This is a genomic window from Clostridium sp. OM05-6BH (assembly GCF_003481635.1).
In the GTDB taxonomy this organism is placed as follows: Bacteria; Bacillota; Clostridia; order Lachnospirales; family Lachnospiraceae; genus Butyribacter.
Genome location: NZ_QULH01000004.1, coordinates 79897 through 105905, shown reverse-complemented (window position 1 = coordinate 105905; position 26009 = coordinate 79897). Strand labels below are relative to the sequence as shown.

Below are 26009 nucleotides of genomic sequence, written 5' to 3'. Positions count from 1 at the left end.
TTTACTGGTTCTTGTGTGCGTAGAATGCTTCGATCTGTGCCTGTTCATAGCTTAAACCTCTCTCTTCCATCTGAGCGATCAATTGCAACATTCTACTATAGTCATAAGAGATAATCTTCTTAAATTTCGGAAGATACTCGCTAAAGTGATCTAACACCATCTGTCCCTTTTCGGAACCTGTTGCAGCAACATGTTCTTCGATCATTGCTTTCAGATCTAAGACATCATATTTATCCGTTACCGGTTCGCTGGATACCAGTTCCTTGTTTAACTTCAGATAAAGGTCACTGTTTTCATCCAAAACATAAGCAACACCGCCGCTCATTCCGGCTGCAAAGTTCTTGCCCGTCGGCCCCAGTACGACGACACGTCCACCGGTCATGTACTCACATCCGTGATCACCGACACCCTCTACAACAGCCGTTGCACCAGAATTTCTGACACAAAAACGTTCTCCGGCGATACCATTAATAAATGCTTTACCGCTGGTTGCTCCATACAGTGCAACGTTACCGATAATAATGTTATCCTCTGCCTTAAAATTAGATCCTTTCTCAGGATAGACAACGATTGTTCCACCGGATAAACCTTTTCCCATATAATCGTTGGAATCACCAATCAACTCCAATTTAAGTCCTTTTGGAATAAATGCTCCAAAACTCTGTCCACCGCTGCCATGACATTCTACAGTGATCGTATCTGCTTCCAATCCTTCATGGAACCTCTTGGTGATCTCAGAGCCGAGAATCGTTCCCAGGGAGCGGTTTAAGTTCGTAACATTCACGGAAATCTTAGCTTTTTCACCAGTCTCCAATGCTGTTTTCAACTTAGGAAGGAACACCTTTTCGTCCATTGTCTTCTCAAGTTCGAAATCAAATTTATTTTTTGGATTAAATTTATTTTCTTTGCGCTCACCCGCAAAACTTGCATCCAGTATCGCACTAAGATCAATGTGTTTTGCCTTCTCTTCTTCACCATCCTTGATCTTCAGCAGATCAGTACGTCCGATCAGATCATTGACCTTGCGAATTCCAAGTGCTGCCATATATTCGCGAAGTTCCTGCGCAATAAAACGCATAAAGTTCTCAACGTATTCCGGTTTGCCCATAAAACGCTTACGAAGTTCCGGATTCTGTGTTGCAACACCTACAGGACAAGTATCAAGATTGCAGACACGCATCATGACACAACCCATAGTAACTAACGGAGCTGTTGCAAAACCATACTCCTCTGCACCGAGCAATGCTGCCACGAGAACATCACGACCGGTCATTAATTTACCATCTGTCTCGATCATAACACGGGATCGAAGGCCATTCATGATCAATGTCTGGTGAGTCTCTGCAAGTCCCAGTTCCCAAGGAAGTCCGGCATTGTAGATCGAACTTCTCGGTGCTGCTCCGGTACCTCCATCATATCCGGAGATCAAGATAACTGCAGCTCCGGCTTTGGCAACACCGGCTGCGACAGTTCCGACACCTGCTTCAGAAACCAGTTTAACAGAAATCCTGGCATCTTTATTACTGTTTTTCAGATCGTAGATCAACTGTGCCAGATCTTCGATCGAATAAATATCATGATGCGGTGGCGGGGAGATCAAGCTGACACCAGGTGTTGAATGTCTTGTCTTGGCGATCCAAGGATACACTTTACCACCCGGCAAATGACCACCTTCACCCGGCTTAGCGCCCTGAGCCATCTTAATCTGAATCTCCTTAGCACTTACCAAATAACGGGAAGTGACACCAAATCGTCCTGATGCCACCTGCTTGATCGCAGAGCATCTGCTGTCCGGGGCACCGGCTGTCTCAAGACGTTCCAGACTCTCACCGCCCTCGCCACTATTGGACTTACCATGCAAACGATTCATAGCGATTGCCAACGTCTCGTGTGCTTCTTGAGAAATAGATCCATAAGACATTGCTCCGGTCTTAAAACGCTTCACAATCTCGTCCACACTCTCAACTTCATCGATTGGAATGCCTTTCTTCGGGAACTTGAAGTCAAGCATACTGCGCAGGGTCATCTTGTTTTCTTTTTCATCAACAGTCTTGGTATACTGCTTAAACAGATCATAACTTCCTGTCCACGTTGATTGCTGCAGCAAATGGATCGTTTCCGGATTATAAAGATGGGCTTCTTTACCGCCTCTTGCCTTATGCTGTCCTCTGCTCTCCAAATTCAAGTCTACGCGAAGTCCTAACGGATCAAATGCAGAAGAATGAAGTTCATCTACCTGATTTTGGATATCTTCCAAAGTAATTCCACCCACACAGCTAACTGTATTCGTAAAATATTTTTCAATTACATCCTGATCAATACCAATCGCCTCAAAGATCTTTGATCCCTGATAAGATTGAATTGTTGAAATACCCATTTTAGAGGCAATTTTTACAATGCCATGTAAGACAGCTGCATCGTAATCATCTACTGCTGCATAATAATCTTTGTCCAGCATTCCATTGTCGATCAATTCCTTGATCGTGCTATGTGCAAGATACGGATTAATAGCACTTGCACCATAACCCAATAAAGTTGCAAAATGATGTACTTCTCTTGGTTCTGCTGTCTCAAGTATCATATCAACGCTTGTTCTTTTCTTGGTTGTTACCAAGTGATGCTGCATCGTTGCCGTAGCCAGCAGAGACGGGATCGCAACGTGATTTTCATCTACACCACGGTCTGTCAGGATCAAAATATTTGCGCCCTCTTTATACGCACGGTCTGCCTCTAAGCAAAGACGATCCAACGCCTTTTTTAATGATGTATTTTTATAATACGTGATCGGAATTTCTTCCACCTTAAATCCATCTTTATTCAGTGTCTTGATCTTAAGAAGATCCGTATCTGTAAGGATTGGATTTTTGATCTTGAGCATTTTGCAGTTTTCTGCCTTTTCCTCTAACAGATTACCATCCTGTCCAATATAAACACTCGTAGAAGTTACAATCTCCTCACGGATCGCATCGATCGGCGGATTTGTTACCTGTGCAAATAACTGCTTAAAATAGTTAAATAATGGCTGCGGTTTCTCAGAAAGCATCGGCAACGGCGTATCTGTACCCATCGCTCCGATCGGCTCTGCTCCATTTTGTGCCATCGGCAGGATAGATGTCTTATATTCCTCAAAAGTATATCCAAATGCTTTTTGCAGACGAACTCTTTCCTCGTCACTCATCTGCTCTACTTTTTGATTTGGAATATGGATTTCCTGAAGAGTGATCAAATTGTTATATAACCATTCGCCATATGGCTGACGAGACGCATACTGCTCTTTTAATACATCATCGTCAATCAATTCACCCTTGACTGTATCAACCAAAAGCATACGTCCCGGACGAAGGCGGTCTTTCTTCACGATTTTTTCCGGTGGAATTTCAAATACACCAACTTCAGAAGATAAGATCAACTGATCATCTGTCGTAATGTAATATCTAGATGGGCGGAGTCCGTTTCTGTCGAGTACGGCACCCATATAATCACCATCGGAAAACAAGATAGAAGCCGGTCCATCCCATGGCTCCATCATCGTTGCATAGTACTGATAAAAGTCTCTCTTTTTCTGACTTACACTCATATCATTTTCCCACGGTTCCGGTATTGTGATCATGACAGCAAGTGGAAGTTCCATACCACTCATTACCAAAAACTCCAATGTGTTATCAAGTCTGGCGGAATCAGATCCGTTCGGATTAACGACCGGAAGCACCTTGCTAAACTCATTAGCAAGATAATGACTTTCCATTGTCTCTTCACGCGCTAACATTTTATCAGCATTACCGACAATCGTGTTAATCTCACCATTATGAACGATAAAACGATTCGGATGTGCTCTCATCCAGCTTGGGTTTGTGTTCGTACTAAAACGGGAATGAACAATTGCAATCGCAGATTGATATTCCGGGCTTTGCAGATCTTCAAAGAACAAACGAAGCTGTCCCACCAAAAACATTCCTTTATATACGATCGTTCTACTGGAAAACGATACGACATAGGTATCATCGTTACTCTGTTCGAATACACGTCTCGCTACATATAACATTCTATCGAAGTCTAAGCCTCGTTCCACATCTTCCGGACGCTTTACAAATGCCTGCATGATGCATGGCATGCACTCTAACGCCTTATGTCCTAACACCTTTGGCGATACCGGAACTTCACGCCATCCTAAAAATTCCAGTCCCTCTTTTTCGACGATGACCTCAAACATCTTCTTTGCCTGATTTTTCTTCAATTCATCCTGTGGGAAGAAAAACATACCAATACCATAATCCCGCTCTTCTCCAAGCTCAATTCCTAATGGAGCAACCGCTTTCTTAAAGAAATTGTGGGAGATCTGTAATAAAATACCAACACCATCACCGGTTTTTCCTTCTGCATCTTTGCCGGCACGATGTTCCAGTTTCTCTACAATGTCCAATGCTCCCGAAACGGTATCATGCGTCTTGTTACCTTTAATATTGACGATTGCACCGATACCACAGTTATCATGTTCAAAACGAGGATCATAAAGTCCTCTTTTTTCATGATCGACCACCTGCATTGCCTTTGCAATTTCAGATTGCGCATTGTTTCTCGCTTTTTCCTTAGCCATGTTATTCCTCCTATCCAACAAAAAAGGAGTCCAGCAACAGAGACCACACGCAAGCTCTTTCCACTTCAGGAAAAGCCCATGAATTCTCTCATTGCTGAACCCCTTTGTTCATCAACTTGTTGATATTATACGGTTTTTTTCTCAAAAAAGCAATATTATTTTGTGAATTTATATGTTTTATTTGTTTTCTAAAGTAAATAATCGTTTTACTTATTTTTCTTTTGTTCCCATTCATAAAGTTCCTCCATTTTCAATTGATCATTTTATTTCAATAAGAAAACAAAGCATTGTTTTATGATGATCAAGGACCTTTGACGCCTTAATCCCATAATACAAAAGATCGATGTTACACTCTTAAAGCGTAACACCGATCTATAAAATTTCATAACATGAAACGGAGAGTGAGGGATTCGAACCCTCGGTCAGTTCTCACCGACACATCATTTCGAGTGATGCACCTTCGACCTCTCGGACAACTCTCCATATATATAGCCCTTAAAGCTCAGTAAGACTCATTATCCTGAATCATTGTACACGATTCACAGCATATAATGAAGTTTCAAAGAAGCTCGTAAATTGAGCACACTTCGAGTATTATATCATAAGTATTTTCATCTGTCAAAATTACTGCTTCGTAAATTGTACTAACAATAATTCTACACCTATTTGATCCTCAATCCGTCCACGCTTAAACAGATATTCTGTCTCTACACACTGTTCCAGCATTTCCTTAAGCTTCGCTGTCGAAAAATGACGACTCTGACTTTGGTATCTCCCCACAGAAAAGGGCGGAATTCCAACTTTTCGTGCAATTTCTCCCTTTGGGACTCCACTCCCTAAATCATTTATCTGCAGTAATATATTAAAGTGTCTCGATAACAAGTACAAAATGGACATTGCACTCTCTCGAAGTTCCAAGAGATCCCGATACAATTTCATCGCCCGCTTCTGATCACCGGAAGCGACTGCATCCATCATCTGAAAAATCTGTCCATTCACTTGTACACACGCAATTTCATCGACATCCTCTTTCGTGATCTCATCGCGATCGCCGACAAAACCGATCAATTTATCCAGTTCATTTTTCACATGATACATATCATTATCGATCAATCCCAAAAAATACTCTGCTGTATTCTCCCTCATCTTCTTTCCTGCCTGCTTGAGGATCCCTACAGTCCACAGCTTGATCTCCCGATCGTTCATCGGCTTCATTTCAACCGCATATCCGCATTTGTTGACATACTTATACAGGCGGTTACGTTTATCAATCTCACTCTCCACAAAAAGTAAGATTGTAGAGTCCGGCATATTTGGCAGATAATCTGCAAGATCATTTGCCGACTTAAACAGACCGGAATTTTCCACAATGATCAATCGATAATCACTAAAAAAGGGCAGTGTATCAGCAAGATCTTTGATCTGCACCACATCTGTTTCTTTACCTTGGAACCGCGTACAGTTCATATCATCTCCGCCATTTAAAACAGCAGCCTTTAAGCTGTCTCTATAAAGACGTTTGAGATAATCTTCCTCTCCATAAAACAGATAGCAGTTCTTAAACTGTCTATTCTTAATATCCGCCTTTAGTTTTTGCAACTTACTGTCCGCCTTTCTCTCCTACTTATTTATAGAGTATAGAGCTCCGGTAAAGAAATTTCTTGGTGTCATATCTGCTGCTAACGATATGTTCTGTATAATCCGGCAAGCTTACCTAAAATCTCAACCCGATCGACAATGATCGGATCCATTGTATCGTTTTCAGGTTGCAAACGATAATGCCCATCCTCTTTATAAAAAGTCTTGATCGTAGCAGAGTCTTCCACTAAAGCAACCACAATCTCACCATTTCTCGCAGTGTTCTGCTTCTTTACCAATATCTTGTCACCATCATAGATTCCGACATTGATCATACTCTCTCCACGCACTTTCAACATAAATGATTCTCCTGTCGGTACATCCTCTGGAAGTAATGGAAAATACCCCTCGATATTCTGCTCTGCAAAAATGGGTTCTCCTGCTGCAATCTCCCCAATCACCGGAACATTTACGATCTCTCTTCGCGCCAGATTAAATTCATCATCAATGATCTCAATCGCACGAGGTTTCGTTGGATCACGACGAATATAACCATTCTTCTCCAGCGTCTCGAGATGAGAGTGTACAGATGAAGTTGATTTCAAATGTACCGCATCACAGATCTCACGTACAGCCGGCGGATATCCGCGCTGTAATGTCTGTGATTTAATATACTCTAATATTTCTTCCTGCTTTGCAGATATTTTACCTTTAGCCATAAATATGCCTCCAATTCCTGTATTCGTTCTATCAAATAATCTACTGCGCATGTTCTGCATAATACAGTGCATCTGCTCATCTAACAAACAATGTGTGTTATATATACTGCTGCACACGATATGGGCAGTCTCATCATTAACAGAGTAACACATATGTTCTGTAGTGTCAAACAAATGTTCCGAACAAATTTTCTATTTGAAGGCTGTTAAACTATAGCGAGTCTGCCTGCAGCACCTTACCGTCTGCCCAAATACGCTCCAGATCATAAAACAGGCGATCCTCTTTATCAAAAATGTGCACGATCACATCGCCAAAGTCCATCAATACCCAAGTACTGTTTTTATTACCTTCGACACGTTTTACGGCATATCCGTTTTTGTGCATATGCTCCTCAACATTATTGATCATCGCTTGGATCTGCGTGGTACTGTCCCCACTTGCGATCACAAAATAATCTGCGATCATTGTAATCTCAGAAATGTCGATCAATTTAATATCATAACCTTTCTTTTCGTCTAATGCCTCATATACGATCTTTGCCATTTTTTTCTGTTCTGTCATAATTATTATATCCTTTCTACGATTGTTTATTGATATTGTTTATAATACTCATATGCCTGTTTGGTATTCGGATCAAAACATTTCATCCCGCGGCTGCTTCCTTTTAGATACGAAACTGTATTTTCTAACGTCATGCACACTGCCTTATCAATATCACAAAATGCTATCTGACGTACCTGTGTAAGTCCCGGTATCAATTTGCGGTTGGGCTCAATATAGTCTGCCAAAAATACTATTTTCTCCAACAAGGTCATCTCCGGTCTTCCTGTCGTATGCCAGCGAATTGCAGCCAATATCTGCTCATCATCAATTTCGTAACGATGTTTCGCATAATAGACTCCAAGTTTTGCATGAAGAAGCGACGGATTCTTCTGTTCCACCTCTGAAATCTCAATATTGTATTTACGACACTTTTGAAGCATCTGCTCGCCACTGCAATATTTTGCACAATCGTGCAATACCGCCGCATACGCCGCCTTATCTAAATCTTCTCCGTAGCGCATTGCCAGCGCTTCTGCCGTATAAAGCACTCCTATCGTATGCGTAAATCGTTTTTCCGATAATTTCTTACTCAACTTACTTTGAATTTCTTGTATCTGTTGCTGCATCTCTAGTTTCCTTTCCTGCCCTGCACCGGATCCAGGTACAATCGCTGCTCGTGAATGTAAGCTGCAACCGCCTGCGGAAGCATCTCATCCACAGAATGCCCTTGCGCGATCATTTCGCGAATCTCATGAGAACTGATCTCGATCTGCTGTATATCGATCAATTGTATACGCGCATGATACTTTTGACATAAATATTCCTTGTGCTTACGCATCTGCTCTGCCGGAACATCATCCCGTCCCACAGCCAGTATAATAGCATTGGCAAATATTCTTTCCGGGTGATACCACTGTTCTAATTGAAAAAAAGAATCTGCTCCCAAAATGAAGTACCACTCACACTCAGGATGCTCTCTTGTGAGTATCTGCAGAGTATCTGCAGTATATGTCGTCCCTGTGCGTCGTAACTCCAAATCCGAAAACATAAAATCATTATTTCCTGCCACAGCCAGTCGAACCATCTGAGACCGAACAGACTCCGATGTTATTTTAGTACTTTCTTTATGTGGAGGTATCTTGGTAGGCATAAATAGCACACATTCCAAAGAAGCCTGAAGTGCTGCCTGCCTCGCCATCGTCATATGCCCATTATGGATCGGATCAAACGTCCCGCCCATAATACCAACTTTTCTTTTGGCTGTGACTCCACTATCCTTCACTAACATTTACTTATCGCCCCAAAGATATTTTGCAGTGCCTTGATCCGTCTTAGATTTCTTCCCCTTAGCTGCAGATCTCTTGTCCGGCTTAGAAAAACTTTTCTGTACTTTGTCTGATTTTTTCATGTTTTTTGCACCATGACGGTTCTGCTTTTCACGTTTCAAAGCACGTTTACGCTTCTCCTCCAATTCAAAGTTTTTCTTATACAAAACAATCTTCTTGCCGATCACCTGCACGACCTCTGAACCGGTTCTCTCTGCCAATACCTGTGCAATCTCATGCGGATCATCCAAACAGTTTTTGAGTACAGATACTTTAACCAATTCTCTTGCATGCAAGGCATCCTTTACTGCATTAACCATCGCAGGCGTTAAACTAGCCTTTCCAATCTGAAATATGCTGTCTAATTTCATTGCCTGTGTTTTCAATTCTGCTCTTTCTTTACTTGTCATATTTATCCTCACTTTTATCATTTTTTTCAGTCTGCTTCGCAGCCGCTTGTTTTTCTCTGCGGCCATTGTTCATACATTAAGTTGCCTTTTTTTCAAACTCGCAAATCCGCTCTTTCAGAGCTCATTCGCTTGTTTCACAAGCTTATTTGCTCGTTAATGAGCCCAGAAAAACAAATGTCTGCTTCGCAGCCGCTTGTTTTTCTCTGCGGCTCATTATATCACAAAATAGCGGCAGAAAAAAGCAATATCTTTTTTTCAAATTTTCAATTTGATAAAATACACATATTCTCTCTTTTTGTCGCATATGTTGCTATAATTATATTTCAAATCGTACTGATATTACTGCACTAACCTATTTGGTACAGAAAGGATTCTCACAATGCAATTATTTCGTTCCATCCTGTCAAGACGAATGCTTGCTCTTATATTATGTGCCGTACTTATTTATGTCAACGCCTTCACATCTGTCAAGGTTTTTGCGAAAGTATGTACAAATCAGCCAGCTTTTCGGTGCACAGCAAATAAACAAGCTGAGGCAGACCAAGCACATAATAATGATCTGGCAATTACCGCAAAAGCTGCCGTTCTGATCGACAACGCTTCCGGACGCATCTTATATGCCAAAAACAAAAATAAAAAATTAATACCGGCAAGTATCACCAAGATCATGACCCTCCTTCTGATCTTTGAATCCATCGAACAGGGGAAATGCAAACTTGAAGATAAGGTAACAGTAAGTGAATATGCCGCATCTATGGGCGGTTCACAAGTGTTTTTGGAACCGGGAGAGACGCAGGACGTCAATACAATGATCAAATGCATCAGCATAGCCAGCGCAAACGATGCCGCTGTGGCCATGGCAGAACACCTTGCCGGATCAGAGCAATCCTTTGTAAAACGTATGAACAAAAAAGCAAAAGCTCTCGGTATGAAACATACTCATTTCAAAAACTGTAACGGTCTGGATGACTCCATAGAGAGCGGACATTACAGCAGTGCATACGATGTAGCCTTAATGTCACAATCGCTTGTGTCCAAGTATCCGGACATTTCCAAGTATTCTACTGTATGGATGGATACTATTACACATGTCACCAAAAAGGGGAAGAAAAAATTTGGACTAACGAATACCAATAAACTAATCCGTACTTATCAGGGAATTACCGGTCTAAAAACCGGATCCACATCGAAAGCAAAATATTGTCTCAGTGCTACTGCACAACGAGATGGAATCAGCCTTACCGCCGTCATTATGGCTGCTCCAGACCCAAAAATCCGATTTGTGCAGGCGGCAGCCCTGTTGGATTATGGTTTTGCAAACTGTACCGCCTTTCAGGAAAATCCGGACGATATCACTCTCCCCCCGCAAAAGATCTCCGGTGGTATCACGCCGGAAATAATCCCGCGCGTCGAAAAACCATTCCAATACGTACTTTGTGGAGATGAACAATCCTATAAGCCTAAGCGCAAGATTTTCTATCGCAAACATTTACAGGCTCCGATCAAAGAGGGGACAATCATCGGTTCTGTTCAATATACATTAAACGATCAGGAGATCGGTTCCCTTCCCATTGTAGCAGCGCAAAGTATCAAAAAAGCCTGCTATAGCGATATTTTTCTAAAACTACTGCAGGCCATTATTGGTAAATAACTCAGACAATTCTTCGGGCATGTATTCATCAGTGCCCTAGCAAAATAAGAAATCCACTCAAGAAAAACAGGAACAAAGCCGCAAACCCTGCTTTGTTCCTGTTACCGTTCTTATTTATAACCGATCATTCCATGAAAATTAGGAATCGCTACGGGAATACTTAAACTCCTCTTTGCCATCATAATCAAATACAAATTGATTCAACGCTTCCGCATTAGCACTGGTATCCCAGGCAGTTCCACCAGAAGTCATAACAATACATGACCCGCAAGAATACTCACCATTATATCCACTGCGAAAATATCCCTGTACCGGAACCTGCATCTGATTGATCGTGGTCGTTCCTAAGGAAACTGCATCTTTCAGATATTCGGTTATCTGCTCATTTGTCAGGTCTGTTGTTACTTTTTTGAGTACTACATTGGCAATGTCCAGCCAATCCGTCATCGGAAGCTTCTTAATCTTGTTAAAGACTGCATTGATCGTCGTGCGCTGTCTCCAAGTACGTCCATAATCATCGCGAAGTCCATTGATCGTTGTAACACCACCCTTACGGATTCGACAGTAACCTAATGCCTGTGCACCATTCAAGGTCTGCTTTCCAACCTTTACATTACGGCTCTTTTTATTTCGAATATAGTTCGTTGAATTCAAATAACTTGCTTCTGACTCAGTAAGTTCCAACTCTATACCCCCCACTTTATCAATAATCTTGGTAAATGCGGCAAATCCAACCTCCACATATCCATCCAATTCAATATTGAAGTTCGTAGCAATCGTCTTATATAACAATTCTATGCCACCAAAAGAATTGGCAGAATTCAACTTATTCTTGCCATGTCCCGGTATTTCAACAACAAGATCACGCATCAATGACGCTGTTTTGAGTGTCCCATGCTTCATATCCATCGTTGCAATGATCATTGTATCTGTAAGACCACTAGCACCATATCCTCTTTCCTCTCGGTAATCGTTACCGACCACGAGAATATTCACAATCTGATCATCTGAATTCACATGAATTCCGCTTAGATCAACGTTAGCAAGTGCCGTATCATAATCTCGATTGATCTGATTCAAGCTGTTGTTATACAGCACCTGCGCCTTTGCCACAAAAAAACCTGCCGTAGCACTAAGAACTAATAAGATTCCCATTAATACTTTTTTCCACATTTGGTATTCCTCCATGTCGTATGCAACGTATCCAGGCTTTGCGGGGCTGCATATCATTATTCATCGTAATCTTTGCCGGTACTGCTCACCGTGCTTGTATCTTTTGGTGTATATTTAAATTCATCTTTACCATCATATTTAAAGATAAACTGACGTAATGCTTCCGAATTGGCTGTCCTGTCATAATCCGTTGTAATACCATTAGTCGGAACCAGACTCCATCCCTGTGCATCCGGAAATTCATTATTTTTGTCATTTCTATAATATCCGTTGACCGGAATCTGCATTTGATGAATCTGTGTTGTACCCATCATCACAGCATCTTTCATATATTTTAGGATCGTATCATTATCCAGATCTGTTCTGACATTTCCTAACACTTTGTCTGCTACTTCCATCCATTTAGAAAGCGGCTGTGACTTCATCTTGTCAAAAAGAGCAGTGATCACTGTACGCTGTCTCCAAGTACGTCCATAATCATCTGCCAGACCGGTTACCGTTTTCACCGGTTTTCCAATAACGTCCATTCCTTTGCGGATTCGACACCACCCTAATGCCTGTGCACCATTTAAATGTTGTTTACCAACCTTAAACTTGCGATTTTTCTTTTTCCAGACATAATTGGTCCTATTAAGGTATTCAACCTCCGTATCCGAAAGCTCTACTTCAACGCCGCCAACGGCATTTACAGCCTGTTCAAATCCCTTAAAGCCAACTTCTGCATACCCATCTACTTTAACATTAAAATTCTCTGCCAATGTCTTGTAAAGATTCTTCAAACCGCCAAACTCTTTCTTGCCGGCAGCATTAACTTTCATTTTCTTATTCTGACCGTATACATCAACGAGCGTATCGCGCATGATGGATGTCAATTTCAATGTATTATGCTTCATGTCCAATGTACCGATCATGATGACATCATTCAATCCCGGAGATGTACTGCCGTCGTAAGTTCTATAATCATCTCCTAATAACAGGATGTTGATCACTTTACTATCCGTCTCCACATGAATGTTGCTCAGATCTACTGAACTCAAATCTGTGTCATAATCACGGTTCACCTTATTGAGTCGCCCCTCGATCGTTACCTGCGCTTTCGCTGCGAAAAATCCTGTTGCAACACTAATGACAAGCAAAATGCTTAATACCACCTTTTTCCACATGTTCGTATTCCCCCTAAAACTCTTCTGTGTTTACGTACTAATCTGTACAATTATAGCAAAAATAATACGGTATGACAATGCTATTACCAAAAAAATGACAAATTCTTCATAGAAATGACAGATTTCGGCCTTGTAAAACTGCACTTGACGAACAAGTGTACTATCCTCTATAATTTATTTCTAAGTATATGTTATAAGAATGGAGGGTTACACATGGCACGTGGTGCTGGAAAAAATAATTGGGCGCTTTTTCTCTTAGTATTGGCAGGTATCGTGATCGGAAGTTTTATCGCACAGGCTACTGCAGGTATCTCTGCTCTGTCCTGGTTAAACTATGGCAAAAACTTTGGGTTTACAACTCCTTTTGTCCTAGATCTGGGAATTTTGGTATTAACGTTCGGGCTCAAGATCAAAATTACCATCGGAAGTATTCTTGGTATTTTGATCGCAACGATCATTTATCATTTTATCTAAACGTCATAATAACGATGCAAAATTCATAAATGACAAAATCATTGCTAACGAAAAGAATATCAAAAAAAGCTGCAGGCATTACAAGGTACACCGTAATGCTTGCAGCTTTTTCAATTAAAAATCATACTACTATATATTATTTGTGTGCTCTGTAGTAATTAATGAGACAGCCCTTTGTAATGATATCACGCTCATCATCTGTCAGCGCTCCTAAACTCAAAGTAAATTCTTTCATATCTTTACCGACTACATAAGCCTTGATCTCATCCTGCTTCTCTTCTACCGCTTTCTTAATATCTTTGACGAAGATATAATCACCATTCTCAAATGGAATCTCATCCGGATACAAGAATGGAAGCATACCCCAGTTGATCAGATTAGAACGATATCTCTTAGTTGCATACTCCTTTGCAATGTTTGCAAGACCGCCTAATACTTTCTGACAGGAAGCTGCCTGCTCACGTGCAGATCCATCACCCGGCTTCACCGCATATACCATGCTTCCGATCTGTGTCTTAGCAGGATCAACATCGAATTTCTCATTGATCTTATTAAAAACTTCTTTTGCTTCCGGCAGTGCTGCGAAAATATCCTCGCCGGCAACACGTGCTTTCTCACCAAGCTGAACAGCCTTTGCCTTGCCTACATACTCCGGATCTTTACGGGAAAGTGTAAACTCTGCCAGTCCCAAAGGATTTGAACGGAAGGAAGATGTCTCACCGGATGGGATCAACTCATCAGTTGTCGTAACCGGATCGTGAATTTCAGATACAACCTTGATCAAGATGTCATCTGTCAATGCAGACATCTCCGGCCAATCCTTAATGTTTGGTCCAAACTTCACTTCTTCATTATAATCAGGTTTTCCTACACCATCGTAAACACGGTTTGCATAAATATTTTTATCAAAGAAATACTTTGGTGTATTGATCGTTGCATCAACGTCCGTGGCAGCTGTCAAATAGCCCTTATTTGCTGCTGTTGCTGCAATAGAACGTGCATCCATCAATGCTACCGAAGAGATCTGACCGTTCTGGATCTTAGATCCCTCACGGTTCGGGAAGTTACGCGTTGAATGGCGAATACTAAAGGCATTGTTTGCAGGAGTATCACCTGCACCAAAGCACGGACCACAAAATGCTGTTTTCACGATTGCTCCGGTCTCCATAAGATCTGCTAACTTACCATTCTTAGCAAGCTCCATATAAATTGGGGTAGAGGCCGGATACACACTCAATGTAAACTCATCTGCTCCAATGCTTGCGCCTTTCAAAATATCAGCTGCAGCACAGATATTTTCAAAACCACCACCTGCACATCCTGCAATAATACCTTGATCTACATAAAGTTTGCCATTACGCACTTTATTCTTAAGCTTAAAATCAACCTGACCATCCAAAGATACCAATGCTTTCTTCTCGCAGTCATCCAAAATATCCATCAGATTATCCTGTAACTCATGGATCATATATACATTGCTTGGATGGAATGGCATTGCGATCATTGGCTGGATCTTAGAAAGATCTACATATACCATACCGTCATAATAAGTAACTGCTGCCGGATTCAACTCTTTATATGCGCCGGCACGTCCATGGATTTCATAGAACTCTTTGATCTTGTCATCTGTTCTCCAAATAGAAGACAGACACGTAGTCTCCGTTGTCATTACATCAATACCAATACGATAATCTGCAGACAATTTAGAAACACCAGGACCTACAAATTCCATCACTTTATTCTTAACATAACCGTTATTGAATACCGCACCGATAATAGCAAGTGCTACGTCCTGAGGTCCGACGCCAGGCATTGGCTCGCCATCCAGATAAATACCGATCACACCAGGCATTGGAATATCATACGTACGCTCTAACAACTGCTTTACTAATTCCGGACCACCTTCACCCATTGCCATAGTACCAAGGGCACCATATCTTGTATGAGAATCAGAACCGAGGATCATTTTACCACCCTCTGCCAACATTTCTCTTGCAAACTGATGAATAACCGCCTGATGTGGTGGCACATACATTCCACCATATCTCTTAGCACAAGAAAGACCAAACATATGATCGTCCTCATTGATCGTTCCACCAACCGCACATAAACTATTGTGACAGTTTGTCAAAACATAAGGAACAGGAAATTTATCCAATCCTGATGCTCTTGCAGTCTGGATAATGCCAACAAATGTAATATCATGAGACGTTAACTTATCAAATTTAATCTGAAGATTATCCATACCACCAGAAGTATTATGTGCTTTCAAAATAGAATATGCAATCGTTCCCTCGGAGGCCTGCTCCTTTGATGGCACCTCTCCACATTTTGCCTGAATCTGTGCTTCTGCCTGGCCGTTATCTTCTACGATATCTGTCCCATTCAGCAAATACACACCATTATCATACAACTTAATCATACTGTTACCATACCTTTCTCTTAAGCCAGTGATTTTAAGCTTTCATATTATGCTCTTGGCTCAAGTAATCATATGTCATGTGGTAAACACAACATACTGTTCTATTCTAATAGAATTAAATGTACTTTTCAAGTTCTACAGCGCTCTCCTGCAATTCATTCATCAAAGAGCCAACTTTGGCAGCCTGTTCGCTTGTCTGATATCCCATCTCTGCCGCCTGAGATGTATTAGCGGAAACTTCCTCGCTGACCGCTGATATCTGTGAAATACTTTCCACAATAGAGTCATTCGCGGTCATGATCTGGCTGATCTCCTCGGAAACATTTACTACGTCCTCATTCAAATGATCCATCTGAGAACGGATCTGGGTGAAATCTTTATCCGTTACCTGGATCAAATTTTTCTCCTGTTCAGATGCTTCCAACACACCATTGATTCTTTCCTGTGTCTCTTCTGCATTTTCCTGTAATTTGGCAGTGATCTGAGAAATTCCTTCCGTCAACTGTCTGGTCTGCTCTGCAAGTACTCGGATCTGCTCTGCAACAACCGCAAAGCCGCGACCTGCTTCTCCCGCTCTTGCACTCTCGATCGATGCATTCAAAGCAAGCATATTTGTCTGACTGGAAATGTCAAAAATATTTTGCGTGATCTCAGCCACTTCCTTGGTATTCTCCGTCAAAGCCCCCATTAAAGTATGTACCTTTGCATTCTCAGCTGCAATAGCATCTGCCTGCTCAAGTAATTTCTGCATAGAGTCACGGCCTTTATCGATCGACTCCATACTCATCTCGGCAACCTGCTTCATTCCCTGAGATCGATTGCTGGTCTTCGTGATCATTTCCTGAATCTGTGAAGTCATCACCGTCTGCTGCTCAATGCTCTCTGCATTGGAACTGTTACCGGTCGATATCTCGTCCAATGCATTTGCTGTACTAATTGTAGACTGCTGCAACTCTTCCATCAAAGATGCAGCTGTTGAAGAATTTTCTTTAACCTGCTTGGAAATATGAAGAATTTCCTCCAGCAAAGTTTCTGATTTTTGCTGATTAGTAAGTGCACGACTTACTTTCTCGCTGTTAAGCTGTGCAGCAAGCTTAGTAATTGCGCAGACAACCACCATTGTAAGAACGACCGTTGCAAGCTGAAGGATCAGCGTACTCGTTGTAATATCAATTCCTGAATTCATCTTGCCATTGACTACACAGCGTACTACGTATGCCACATTGATAATGATCAAACCAATGCTGCTTCGCAGGATGAACGCAAAGTCGAAATACAAAATGAAAATGCTTGCCATTGGAAAGGCAGCAATAAATACAAGGTCACTATTGGCGCCATACATGATCACTGCATATAACACACCATATCCAACCATAACCGTATGACGCAGTGCCACACTTCCATGATTACGAATATATAAAACCGCATTGATCAATAACCCTACTGCAACAACTGCAACTACAATAATCGCATATGTCCAGCTAATGTTTCCTACCGATGCATCCTGCAGATATCCTACTACAAAAAATGCATCCATCAAGGTCGCAAAAATGAATACTAAAAGATTAATTCTCTCATTTTCGCTTTTTGTTTTCTTTGAAATTTCACTCATACTATGAATTCTCCCTTCTGTTAATATCCCACCTCTACATCAGTACCTATATAGTACCATAAACTGCCTTTCTTCTTCAATACTAACTTGTCATTTCTTTTTCTCAAGTTAGCATTGTATGTCCCGAAATGTTGTGGTAATATATTGTAAAAATACAACGGAGGTACTTTTCATGAAACATCTAATCAGTCCCCTTGATTTATCGGTGGATGAACTGGACCACATATTGACCTTAGGGCAGTCGATCATGCATGATCCGCAAGCATATGCACATGTATGCGATGGCAAAAAATTAGCAACTTTATTTTATGAACCAAGCACTCGTACACGTCTCAGTTTTGAGGCAGCCATGTTAAATCTTGGCGGTAGCGTGCTTGGTTTTTCTTCCGCTGATTCCAGCTCAGCATCCAAAGGAGAAAGCGTCGCTGACACGATCCGCGTAATCTCTTCTTATGCAGATATCTGTGCAATGCGCCACCCAAAAGAAGGAGCTCCTACCGTAGCTGCAATGCATTCACGGATACCGGTGATCAATGCCGGTGATGGCGGACATAATCACCCGACGCAGACATTAACGGATCTCTTAACGATCAAAACACTGACCGGGCGTCTGGATAATATGACCATCGGTATGTGCGGTGATCTGAAATTCGGCCGTACCGTACACTCTCTGATCAATGCTATGGTACGTTATCCGAATATACATTTTATATTGATCTCTCCGGATGAACTTCGTATTCCGGATTATCTTCGCCAAGAAGTCCTGGTGGACGGCAACATTGATTTCATCGAAACCAATGAATTGGAAAAATATATGCCAAAACTTGATATTTTATATATGACACGCGTGCAGAGAGAACGCTTTTTCAATGAGGAAGATTATATCCGCTTAAAAGACAGTTTCATCTTAGATGCAGCTAAGATGCGCTATGCCAAAGAAAATATGTATGTACTGCATCCGCTTCCGCGCGTCAACGAAATTGCAACTGAAGTCGATGATGATCCTCGTGCTGTATATTTTAAGCAGGCACAATTCGGTGTTTATGTACGAATGGCTCTGATCATGACTTTGCTTGGACTTGCAAAATAAAGGAGGTAACTATGTCACAGAAAGAAATTCCGGAAACCGGCAGATTAAATATCGGTGGATTAAACGAGGGTGTTGTCATCGATCATATTCAGGCCGGAGGTGCCATGAAAATATATGAATATCTCAACTTAGAAAAATTAGACTGCTCTGTTGCCATTATCAAAAATGCACGCAGCAACAAAATGGGCAAAAAGGACATTATCAAGATCGAAGGTCCTTTGGATATTGATCTGAATGTTCTCGGTGTATTAGATCCAAACTTAACGATCAATATCATAAAGGATAACAATATCGTTGCCAAACATAAACTGGAACTTCCGGAAACCGTTACCGGAATTATCCGCTGCAAAAATCCGCGTTGTATCACTTCGATCGAGCAGGAGTTACCACACTCTTTCAAATTGACAGACCGCAACAGACGGATTTATCGCTGCATTTATTGTGAATCTAAATTCAAAGGAAGTTTGGTCAACTAACAGATCACTTTTCTACTGATTTGTAAAACAATGTGTTGTTGCTCTACTTAAGTCAAAAAAAGGCTGCCCCTTTCCACAAGATGTTCGGTAAAGGGACAGCCTTTTTAGCTGCTATTATGTTTGTAACATCATCAAAAACTACGGTTGTGCGATATATTCCACTACATTTCTTTTAGGAAAGACCGGTGATCACACCATCCTCGTTTACATCAATGCGCTCAGCCGCCGGATGAAGTGGCAATCCCGGCATTGTCATGACCGTACCGGTGATCGCAACGACAAATCCTGCTCCTGCGGACACATACACTTCACGTATCGTAATCTCAAATCCTTCCGGACGACCTAACTTCTTAGGATCATCAGACAGTGAATACTGATTCTTTGCCATACAGATCGGTGTATCGCCATACCCAAGACTCTCTAAACGGTCAATTGCTTTCGCTGCTGCTGGTGCATAATTAACCTTGCCGGCGCCATAAATTTCTTTCGCAATCTTCTCGATCTTTTCCCGAATAGATAACTCAGTATCATATAACGGTGTAAAATCGCTCTCTTTGGTTTCCAGCGTATGAATTACCTCTTTTGCCAAAGCAATGCCGCCTTCTCCACCTTTTTCCCATACTTCGGAAAGTGCAAAATCACAGCCTCTTTCTTTACAGAACTGCTCAATGTACTGAAGCTCTGCATCGGTATCCGTTACAAAACGGTTCAAAGTTACTACACATGGTACCTTGAATTTTGCAACATTCTCAATATGTTTCTCTAAGTTTACGATACCTGCTTTTAACGCTTCCAGATTCTCTTCACCAAGATTTTCTTTGTCAACGCCGCCATTATATTTCAGGGCACGGACCGTAGCAACCAATACAACTGCATCCGGTTTCATGCCTGCCATACGACACTTAATATCAAAAAACTTCTCTGCACCAAGATCTGCGCCAAAACCAGCCTCTGTAATGACGTAATCCGCTAATTTAAGTCCTGTCTTTGTTGCACGGACACTATTACAGCCATGTGCAATATTAGCAAACGGGCCACCATGTACTAACGCCGGTGTATTTTCAAGTGTCTGCACCATATTAGGCTTGATGGCATCCTTTAATAACGCTGCCATTGCTCCTACTGCATTTAACTGTCCTGCCGTTACCGGTTCACCGGCATAATTATAAGCTACGATAATACGAGACAAACGTTCCTTCAGATCCTTCATATTATCCGCAAGACATAAGATCGCCATGATTTCTGAGGCAACAGAGATAATAAAATGATCCTCGCGTACAACTCCATCTACCGGACGTCCAAGACCAACCACAATATTACGAAGCACACGATCATTCATATCCATACAGCGTTTCCACACGATCTGATTCGTATCGATCTGCAATGCATTGCCTTGCTTAATATGGTTATCCAGCATAGCTGCCAACAAGTTATTGGCAGATGTAATTGCATGAAAATCACCGGTAAAATGAAGATTTAAGTCCTCCATCGGAACTACCTGGGCGTTACCGCCTCCTGCCGCTCCACCTTTAATACCAAAGCATGGTCCAAGAGATGGCTCGCGAAGTGCGATCACTGCCTTTTTGCCAAGCTTCCCCATAGCCTGTCCAAGACCAACGGAAGTTGTTGTCTTGCCCTCTCCTGCCGGGGTAGGATTGATCGCTGTCACTAAGATCAGTTTTCCATCCGGGTTATCTTTTACTCTATCCCAAAGCTCATCTCCAAGCTTTGCTTTGTATTTACCATACATTTCTAATTCATCCTTCGGGATATTCAGCTGTTCTGCCACTTCCCAAATTGGAATCATATTGGCTGCCTGCGCGATTTCAATATCTGATTTCATGTACAAAATCCTCCATTCTCTTTCTCCTGCTCCTCATAGTCCCCCTAAAAGTGACTAATCTTTATCCTATCATTTTTATAGTTTTTTGGCAAGCCACCCTACATAATCCGACACAATGTCATGATCACTGCAGGCGTACAACATACGGCATCCCACCATTTCTTCTAACTCATTAAATACCATGCATCCACTCTTCTCTAACAAAAAATCCACTCCGACAAACGCTAAGGCACTGCCTCCTAACGCCATAATATACTGTCTGACTAACTCTTTTGTCATATTGTCCAGAGGATACTCTCGCACAGACCCACCCAGGGAATAGTTCGAGCGAAAATCACCGGAACCCTGACGAAGTACCGCTGCATAAGGCTGTCCTCCTATAACATAGATGCGTATATCGCGGCTGTCACTGTCTATCCATTCCTGACACAACAACTTTCGGTTAAAAAGCGGTTGCAGTTTCTCCTGTGTTTTCTCTTCTTCATCCCATTCTTCCATAGATACCAGAAATACTTCGCTGCCGCCATGTCCACCAACCGATTTAAGCACTACATTATGGCCCATCAGACCGCATTTGTCCTGCCATTTCAACACTTCCTTTTTCAGCTTGATAAAAGCATTCTTCTTCCCATCCTCAATGGATACCTGTGTCATATCTGCCGGTCCGACCGCATACTGCGTCAGATCGATCACAGTGCTTTTTGGTATCTGTAGTGGGATCTTTGCTGACCACTTTTGTTTGAGTTTTTGCAAAGTCACCGCTTTGTCATTCCCGGTATGAACGATATCACTAGAATGAAATACCAAAACTCCATGACATTCATAAAACAGACTGACTTCAGGATCTCTGGTCCGATTGATCACAAAATCCGGTAAGGGGGACGTTTTGTACTGATCCTTTGTCACCAAGCAAAATCTCAGACCATAGGCTTTTCCTGCCTGTGCAAACATAGACACAAAGCCACGGTTTTTCTCCCCTTCTGCCGTTTCATAAATCATATAACCTATGCGCTGCATTTATTCATCCTCTATGATTTCTCTCCTGTTTTCCTTCCAACACACGCTTAATATACTGCATGATCTTGTCTGCTGTATTTACCCCGGTACATTCTGCAATATTTCGAAAATGTGCATTGGAATTCACCTCACAGATCATATTTGCCGGTTTATCTTCACCACTTGCAAATAACAGATCAACGCCCGCAAAATCAAGCCCCAATGCAAGCACTGCGCGAACAGCAAGATCACATTCTTCCTGCGAAGCTTCATAAGCTTCCATCTGACCGCCATTCGATAAATTTGCACGGAAATCCGTTTTTGACCGACGCTTCATTGCCGCTACCACTTCTGTTCCTACAACCTGCAAACGCACGTCCACACCTGCACTCGCAGCAATAAACTTTTGATATAAAAATGGGGTGCCCGCCAATTTTTTCGTATACCTAAGTGCCTCTTCCCGATCCTTTGCCAAATAAACCTGCCAGCCAAACGACCCAAAACACTCTTTGATCACCATCGGATAGCCTATCTGCTTCTCGATCGAAGACAAAAAATCCACATCTGTATAACCCACAGCAGCAAATGTTAAGGGAGCAACAACAGATGGGATCAAGGAAAACGCCTCCTCCGATGCCTCTGTTAGCAACCGAAAAGTTTCACTCTTATCGTCACAAGCCGCAACCGCCTCAGGCGTGTTAAAGATCGGGATCCCCCGTTTTTGACAATAACGCTCCATCCATTTTGCCAAACGTATGTCTTTATCCCAAAAAATAATAAACGAATATGACGCTAACTTTGCCTCATCAGATTCCATTCCATAGATTGCATGAAGCATAGCGTTATCGCACAGATCCAGCCGGATCTCCTGCTGCCTTGCAGCTTCCCGCAGCCACTCATAATGCTCGACAAATTTGCCGTTTTTTAGAAACGCATTTGTCACCAACAATCCCCGGATATTTTTTGTCGCCATCATACTCCATGCTCCTCCAGATCATCTACCATCCCTTGTAATGGATCTTGCTCTTCCGAGATCACATGCTCCGGATTTTCTAACATATCACTTGCAGAAAGTTCCTGTGCATAAGCTTCCATCTCATCTGCTTCTGTTGCTGCATCGCCTCCTGACAGATATGCCTCAAACTGCTCCATCGTCATCAATACCTTTCTAGGCTTAGTGCCCTCTGCCGGTCCGACTACTCCTGCTTGATGCAATTGGTCAATAATGCGTCCTGCACGATTAAATCCTATTGAAAAACGACGCTGTAATTGTCCTGCTGCCGCACGCTCTGATTCAATAACAAAACGTCCTGCATCGGCAAAATACTCATCAACATCCGGTTTTTCGGATACGACTTCTGTCACTGTGCCATCCGGCTCTTCCGTAATTGCTGTCACCTCATGATTGTATTCCGGCTCTTCATTTGCCTCACATAGGAATTCAACCACATCGCTGACTTCTTTATCCGAAACAAATGCGCCCTGCACACGTACCGGCTCCGATTCTCCCGATGGAAAAAATAACATATCACCTTTACCAAGCAGTTTCTCTGCTCCACCTTTGTCCAGTATCGTTCTGGAGTCAATGGCTGATGATACCGAAAATGCAATTCTCGATGGAATATTCGCTTTGATAACGCCGGTGATGACATTTACCGATGGTCGCTGTGTTGCCAATACTAAGTGAATTCCCGCTGCACGTGCCAACTGAGCCAGTCTGCACACCGCATCCTCCACTTCTTTAGAAGCAACCATCATCAGATCAGCAAACTCATCAACAATGATAACTAACGATGGCATTTTGGAATATCCTGCTTTTTCCGGATCCTCTACTGTCTTGATCTTTTGATTGTAACCGGAAATATTACGTACTCCCAGTTCTTTGAATAAATTGTATCGTTCCATCATCTCCCGCACCGCCCAATTAAGCGCAGATGCCGCTTCGCGTGGATCCGTCACAACCGGACAGAACAAATGCGGGATTCCATTATATACACTAAGCTCTACCACTTTCGGGTCGATCATGATCAGCTTGACATCAGATGGATCTGCCTTATACAAAATGCTCATGATCAGCGTATTGATACATACTGATTTACCGGAACCGGTCGCTCCGGCGATCAACAAATGCGGCATCTTGGCAATATCCGTCATAATGCGTTTACCGGCAATATCTTTACCAACCGCAAACGTAACCGGCGATTTTGCCTTACGGAAATCATCGCCCTCCAATAATTCTCGAAAATACACCGGACTTGGCTCCGGATTTGGCACTTCAATTCCGACCGCTGATTTTCCAGGGATCGGTGCTTCAATACGAACACTCGGTGCCGCCAAACTCAGCTTAAGATCGTCGGTAAGATTAGTGATCTTATTTACTCGGACACCCTGTTCCGGAAGCACTTCAAAACGGGTAACGGTTGGTCCACAGGTGACCGGTCCCATCGTCACGTTCACATTAAAGCTGCGCAGCGTATCCTGCAGTCTGGCTGCTGTCTCACGAAGCTCACTGTCGCTGACCCTTCCCGGTATCTCCTTTGGAACACTAAGCAATTCCACCGGAGGAAATTCATATGGTTTATGCTGTTCTTCACTCTGCTTTGCAGTCATTTTTTCCTTACCGGACGCAAAAGCATCTGCAATCTCCGCAGCGTTATAGTTAGAAACCGCGCCACTTCCTCCTCGCACCGTACTGCTCTCTGATTTTGTCGTTGAACGTTCTGCTTTATTCTGACTATTACGATTTGTCCGACTTGTCTTTGCCGGTTTCTTCGGCTCTTCAGAAACCTTCTCTGTCATTGCCTGTGTCATATTCTCCTTCGTTTCCGCAATGTAACTCTCAAGTGACTGCGTCGAAGGCTGCTCGTGTAACGGTGATGTGATCGTTTCCGACAACGGTTTGTCAAACTTGCGTCGCAGTTCCTCACGATAGATTGGAATCTCCGAAGATGGCTCCACCGACATATGCTGTTCTTCCTGCTGCTCTTTTTGACGCTCTATCGACTCCTGTTCCTGCGTCTGCGTACGCACACTTTTCCCACTCGGTAATATCTCTTCCAGCTTTCCGGCTTTTTCTTTGGTTGTATTTGTATTTTTGCGATTTTCCTGTTCTTTTTTCTGCATCCGGTCTATCTGCTCATTCATCTGCTGCAAATTGACAGACTGCATTTGATGATTCGAGTATATCTTACGTCGTTTCGGTGGACGAACCTTGTAAGATGGCTCCGTGTAATCTTCTTCTTGACGGATCACCTCATAGGCTTCTCCCATCTCCTGATAATAGGCATTTCGCTTGCGCAGCATTGCCATCCATTCAATTCCATAAAATATGTAAATGCTAACTAATAATAATGCGCCTAATACGCAATAACCACCCACTTCACCCAGTACACGGAATACTCCTAAGTCGATGTATTTGCCAACAATACCACTGCCCGTCAATCCCATTAACGCCAACACGATTACCGTACCACTGGCAATTCTGCGCGGTACGCGTTTGTCTCCCGGATTTACGATTGAAAAAATAACAGCAAGAACGATTGCCATCGGAATCATCCATGCCGTCCAGCCAAATAATTTCATAAAAATGTTTTTTATTACCGCTCCAAATTGTCCGGCAAGCCCAAAGAAACTCACATAGCATAGCACTAACACAGCACAATTGAGCAAAATCGTCATTCCCTGCTCAAATGCGATATGGTCCTGATACTCGTTCATTTCTTCAATCGTGCGTCGACGATATGTATTCGTCCCGGTGCGACTCGCTTTCGATGTACTGCCGCTTCCATTCTTCTTGTGAGCCGTCGTTTTAGACGTTGTCCTGCCAGACGGCTTGGTACTATGTACTGCCTTTACTCCGCTTGTCGTTTTTTTGGCACTTCGCCCTCCGCTGCCTGCCTTTTTCTTTGCCGCAGATGTCTTTGCTGCCATGACACTCCT

At 42.4% G+C, this 26009-nt stretch carries 19 protein-coding genes, 1 tRNA gene and 1 pseudogene; 4 read left to right on the top strand and 17 right to left on the bottom strand.

All coding sequences use genetic code 11. The features are described 5' to 3' along the window. Position 1: 1 nt before the first annotated feature. The 9 genes and pseudogenes from gltB to DXB73_RS14815 form a co-directional block, all read right to left on the bottom strand. Positions 2–4543 (bottom strand): glutamate synthase large subunit, encoded by a 4542-nt coding sequence (gltB, locus tag DXB73_RS05670; RefSeq protein ID WP_118690468.1) that lies wholly within the window; start codon positions 4541–4543, stop codon positions 2–4. Between the two features lie 139 nt (positions 4544–4682). Beyond that, positions 4683–4829, bottom strand: a complete 147-nt coding sequence (locus DXB73_RS14495) for a hypothetical protein (protein WP_182448251.1) — start codon at positions 4827–4829, stop codon at positions 4683–4685. 160 nt (positions 4830–4989) lie between these two features. Then, positions 4990–5076 (bottom strand) — tRNA-Ser (locus DXB73_RS05665). Between the two features lie 142 nt (positions 5077–5218). Continuing rightward, entirely contained in the window at positions 5219–6193 is a 975-nt protein-coding gene (holA, locus tag DXB73_RS05660) for a DNA polymerase III subunit delta (RefSeq protein WP_118690407.1), read from the bottom strand. A gap of 80 nt (positions 6194–6273) precedes the next feature. Beyond that, positions 6274–6891 carry a transcriptional repressor LexA gene (lexA, locus tag DXB73_RS05655; protein WP_118690467.1) on the bottom strand — a complete coding sequence of 206 codons (618 nt, stop codon included), beginning with the start codon at positions 6889–6891 and terminating at the stop codon, positions 6274–6276. Between the two features lie 211 nt (positions 6892–7102). Beyond that, a complete protein-coding gene (gene rsfS / locus DXB73_RS05650; RefSeq protein ID WP_022025790.1) occupies positions 7103–7453 on the bottom strand; it encodes a ribosome silencing factor in 351 nt (116 codons plus the stop codon). A gap of 26 nt (positions 7454–7479) precedes the next feature. Continuing rightward, complete coding sequence (yqeK, locus tag DXB73_RS05645; protein ID WP_118690406.1) at positions 7480–8061, bottom strand: bis(5'-nucleosyl)-tetraphosphatase (symmetrical) YqeK; 582 nt, start codon at positions 8059–8061, stop codon at positions 7480–7482. A 2-nt stretch (positions 8062–8063) separates the two neighbouring features. Further along, the gene (gene nadD / locus DXB73_RS05640) at positions 8064–8723 is read right to left on the bottom strand and encodes a nicotinate-nucleotide adenylyltransferase (RefSeq protein WP_118690405.1); all 660 of its coding nucleotides are present in this window, start codon (positions 8721–8723) and stop codon (positions 8064–8066) included. 165 nt (positions 8724–8888) lie between these two features. Beyond that, positions 8889–9170, bottom strand: a pseudogene (locus DXB73_RS14815) (YhbY family RNA-binding protein); the annotation flags it as partial. A gap of 379 nt (positions 9171–9549) precedes the next feature. Here DXB73_RS14815 and DXB73_RS05630 point away from each other — a divergent pair. Beyond that, a complete protein-coding gene (locus DXB73_RS05630) occupies positions 9550–10821 on the top strand; it encodes a D-alanyl-D-alanine carboxypeptidase family protein (protein WP_118690403.1) in 1272 nt (423 codons plus the stop codon). A gap of 138 nt (positions 10822–10959) precedes the next feature. Here the strand turns inward: DXB73_RS05630 and DXB73_RS05625 are convergent, their stop codons facing one another. Both DXB73_RS05625 and DXB73_RS05620 read right to left on the bottom strand, forming a co-directional pair. Then, positions 10960–11994, bottom strand: coding sequence for an LCP family protein (locus DXB73_RS05625; RefSeq protein ID WP_182448252.1), 1035 nt, complete (start codon positions 11992–11994; stop codon positions 10960–10962). Positions 11995–12050: 56 nt separating this feature from the next. Then, the gene (locus tag DXB73_RS05620; RefSeq protein ID WP_118690401.1) at positions 12051–13157 is read right to left on the bottom strand and encodes an LCP family protein; all 1107 of its coding nucleotides are present in this window, start codon (positions 13155–13157) and stop codon (positions 12051–12053) included. A 213-nt stretch (positions 13158–13370) separates the two neighbouring features. Between DXB73_RS05620 and DXB73_RS05615 the strand changes: the two genes are divergently transcribed. Continuing rightward, the gene (locus DXB73_RS05615) at positions 13371–13631 is read left to right on the top strand and encodes a DUF4321 domain-containing protein (RefSeq protein ID WP_022025797.1); all 261 of its coding nucleotides are present in this window, start codon (positions 13371–13373) and stop codon (positions 13629–13631) included. A 136-nt stretch (positions 13632–13767) separates the two neighbouring features. On the opposite strand, the gene DXB73_RS05610 is transcribed toward DXB73_RS05615, so the two are convergent. Both DXB73_RS05610 and DXB73_RS05605 read right to left on the bottom strand, forming a co-directional pair. Further along, positions 13768–16053 (bottom strand): hydratase, encoded by a 2286-nt coding sequence (locus DXB73_RS05610; protein ID WP_118690400.1) that lies wholly within the window; start codon positions 16051–16053, stop codon positions 13768–13770. A gap of 115 nt (positions 16054–16168) precedes the next feature. Continuing rightward, on the bottom strand, positions 16169–17665 hold the full coding sequence (locus DXB73_RS05605) for a methyl-accepting chemotaxis protein (protein WP_118690399.1): 1497 nt from the start codon (positions 17663–17665) through the stop codon (positions 16169–16171). A gap of 172 nt (positions 17666–17837) precedes the next feature. On the opposite strand from DXB73_RS05605, the gene pyrB reads away from it, so the two are divergent. Further along, positions 17838–18755 carry an aspartate carbamoyltransferase gene (gene pyrB, locus DXB73_RS05600; RefSeq protein ID WP_118690398.1) on the top strand — a complete coding sequence of 306 codons (918 nt, stop codon included), beginning with the start codon at positions 17838–17840 and terminating at the stop codon, positions 18753–18755. Positions 18756–18766: 11 nt separating this feature from the next. Then, on the top strand, positions 18767–19231 hold the full coding sequence (locus DXB73_RS05595; RefSeq protein WP_022025802.1) for an aspartate carbamoyltransferase regulatory subunit: 465 nt from the start codon (positions 18767–18769) through the stop codon (positions 19229–19231). Positions 19232–19403: 172 nt separating this feature from the next. On the opposite strand, the gene DXB73_RS05590 is transcribed toward DXB73_RS05595, so the two are convergent. The 4 genes from DXB73_RS05590 to DXB73_RS05575 form a co-directional block, all read right to left on the bottom strand. Continuing rightward, a complete protein-coding gene (locus DXB73_RS05590; RefSeq protein WP_118690397.1) occupies positions 19404–21074 on the bottom strand; it encodes a formate--tetrahydrofolate ligase in 1671 nt (556 codons plus the stop codon). A 75-nt stretch (positions 21075–21149) separates the two neighbouring features. Next, positions 21150–22091, bottom strand: coding sequence for an ATP-grasp domain-containing protein (locus DXB73_RS05585; protein ID WP_118690396.1), 942 nt, complete (start codon positions 22089–22091; stop codon positions 21150–21152). A 4-nt stretch (positions 22092–22095) separates the two neighbouring features. Next, positions 22096–23046, bottom strand: a complete 951-nt coding sequence (locus DXB73_RS05580; protein ID WP_118690395.1) for a RimK family alpha-L-glutamate ligase — start codon at positions 23044–23046, stop codon at positions 22096–22098. Then, entirely contained in the window at positions 23043–26000 is a 2958-nt protein-coding gene (locus DXB73_RS05575; RefSeq protein WP_118690394.1) for a DNA translocase FtsK, read from the bottom strand. The genes DXB73_RS05580 and DXB73_RS05575 overlap by 4 nt, the downstream gene beginning before the upstream one ends. Positions 26001–26009 lie beyond the last annotated feature (9 nt).